2 protein-coding genes are annotated in these 1,519 nt (G+C 39.1%); both read left to right on the plus strand.

Going from position 1 to position 1,519, the window contains the following annotated elements:
* The coding region (locus FH976_RS15700) for a sodium:solute symporter family transporter (RefSeq protein ID WP_407701660.1) at positions 1-976 on the plus strand (976 nt) is incomplete at its 5' end.
* A gap of 111 nt (positions 977-1,087) precedes the next feature.
* The coding region (nanQ, locus tag FH976_RS15705; protein ID WP_194091710.1) for an N-acetylneuraminate anomerase at positions 1,088-1,519 on the plus strand (432 nt) is incomplete at its 3' end.

The raw sequence follows: 1,519 nt of genomic DNA on the forward strand, positions 1-1,519 counted from the left end.
TACCTTTATGGGTGGCATTGAAGGCGTAATTTGGACCGATGTTATTCAAGGCATTATGCTTTCGATTGCAGCCATTGGTATTTTTATTATGATTTGCTTCAACGTTGATGGCGGTTTAGGTGAGATTTATCACTTAAGTGCAAGTGCAGATAAATTCTTCCCTGCTTCTACTTTTTCTTGGAGTTGGACCGAAAGCCATGTACCAGTGTTAGTCATTGGTTTCTTGTTTGCTAGTCTTCAACAATTCACTGCTAGCCAAGATGTCGTTCAACGCTACATTGTGACTGAATCTATTGAAGAAACGAAAAAAGCATTAGTGACCAACGCTAAACTTGTCGCAATCGTGCCGGTATTCTTCTTTGCGGTTGGTGCAGCGTTATACGCTTACTACACTCAAAACCCACAATTAATACCAACAGACTTTAATACTGGCGGTATTCTACCATTCTTTGTTGTATCTCAAATGCCAGCCGGTATTGCAGGGATTATTATTGCCGCCATTTTTGCCGCATCGCAATCGAGTATTTCAAGTAGCTTAAATAGTATCTCAGCGTGTTTTACATCCGATATTTATGAGCGCTTTGGTCACAACAAACCCGCGACAAAAGTATTATTTATGGCACGAAGCACTACCGTTGTTGCTGGCGTTTTAGGTGTTCTTGCATCCATTTACTTAATTTACTCAGATGAGAGTGAGTTGTGGGACACATTTAATAGCTTAATTGGTTTAATGGGCGGTCCAATGACGGGTCTATTTATGCTTGGTATCTTCTTTAAGAAAGCCAATGCAAATAGTGCGCTTACTGGTGTGGTTGCGAGTGTGATTTCTGTTCTCATCGTTCAATCCTTTACCAACCTTAACTTCTTCTTCTATGGCGTTATTGGCACTTTGGTTGTTGTTATTGTGGGCTACTTAACCGCTCCAATATTTAAATCAAATATTTCAAAAGAAGAGCTGAAAAAGTTAACTATGTAATGAGTCTAGCCCTATAAAAATAGTTATTTAGTAGGGCTAAGTAGAGTGTGGATAGCATTATTGTTATCCACACTCATTCTCTTTTTTATTGCAAGTGAATAGGATCAAGATATGTTTTTAGGTGACTTAAACCAACCAGCAAGCTACGCATTGTTACCGCAAGCTTTTCAAGTGGCGATTGATTATTTACACAAAACGGATTTAGTGAACTTATCGAATGGACGTCATGAGATTGATGGCGACAAAATGTTTGCCAATGTGATGAGTTTTGAGACGGGCGATGCCAACAAAAAGCGCGCTGAAGTCCATTTGGACTATATTGATATGCAGGTACTTATTTCAGGAGAAGAGCGTATTGAGTTTGCTTTGAATGGTAAGCATACGCATGCAACTGAATATGATAAAGAAGGGGATTATTATTTAGTAGAAAATTTGCTTAATCACTGTGAAGTGACTTTATCACCAGCACAGTTTGCCATCTTTTTTCCAAGCGAGCCTCATAAGCCCGGTTGTATTGTCACTCAACCTTCATTACTCAAGAAA

The organism is Vibrio hibernica, assembly GCF_015223435.1.
GTDB classification, from domain to species: Bacteria; Pseudomonadota; Gammaproteobacteria; order Enterobacterales; family Vibrionaceae; genus Vibrio; species Vibrio hibernica.